Annotated in this window: 1 protein-coding gene; it reads right to left on the reverse strand. The window is 59.4% G+C overall.

The genetic code is table 11. The annotated features are described in order from the left end of the window. Nucleotides 1-973: IS481 family transposase (locus BQ17_RS19830; protein WP_089730104.1), on the reverse strand; the 973-nt coding region annotated here is incomplete at its 3' end. Nucleotides 974-1,073: the final 100 nt, after the last annotated feature.

Below are 1,073 nucleotides of genomic sequence, written 5' to 3' on the forward strand. Positions count from 1 at the left end.
TGTCAGGTCCCGGATGATTACGTGGAATTTTTTTAAACAGTTGGGGTTGCTGTGCGTGCCATTGTTTGAGTATCTGGAGAGGCGTTTTGTGGTGCAGGTTTTTCTGCGGGATATGGTGATTATACAGGTAGACGAAGCGTTTGAGGGTAGTCTGGAGTGAGGCGGCGGAGTCGAAGCGGTGGGTGCGCAGGACATCGGCGATGCGGCCGTTGAAGCGTTCGATCATGCCGTTGGTTTGTGGGGTCCTGGGCTTGGTCAGGCGATGTTCGATGTGGTGGTCGGCGCAGACCTGATCGAAGGCATGGGTGCCGGTCGGCTGGCGTTGGCCGGAGGCGCAGAAGCGGTCGGTAAATTCCTTGCCGTTGTCAGTGAGGACCTTACTGATGGTGAATGGAGCGTGGTCGATCAGGCGTTTGAAGAAGCCGCTGGCGGAGGTTGCTGACTTGTCTTCAAGGATCTCGACGTAGACCCAGCGGGTGGCGCGCTCGATGGCGGCAAACAGGTACGTGCGTTGGTCCTGGTCGGGCATCTGCGGCAGGTACTTGACATCGACATGCACAAAGCCAGGGGCGTAGGCTTTGAAGGTCTTCACCGGCCTCTGAGCGCCGTCCTCCTGGGGCAGCAGGGTCGTGAGGTTAGAAACGCCATGGCGGCGCAGACAGCGGTCCAGAGCGGATCGGGAGACTTCAGAGTGGATGAACTCACGGGTTACCACCAGCAAGTCATCCAGCGGCAGCAGCAGCGTCTTGCGCAACTCCACGACCACCGCTTCCTGGGTCGGGGTGAGGGTGGTCTGCAAGCGGTGCGGCGTGTGCGAGCCATCGGCAACGCCGTCACGTTGCTTCCAGCGGCGGATGGTATCCTCGCTGACGCTCAGCTCAGCGGCTAGTTGCGTGACGGACTGGTGGGACGCCTGAATGTACTGGCGGGTCTTCGGGGTCGTGGTCGCATTGGCGTGCAGCTGGATGTTCATGGTGCGTTCTCCGATACACAAGTGGCTACCAGTAGTTCCATAACCTCTCGGGCACGCAACAATGACCCAACTTTAGTTCCTATGCAATCATCCGGGACCC

Origin of the sequence: Candidatus Thiosymbion oneisti (assembly GCF_900092655.1) — a bacterium.
Classification (GTDB): Bacteria; Pseudomonadota; Gammaproteobacteria; order Chromatiales; family Chromatiaceae; genus Thiosymbion; species Thiosymbion oneisti.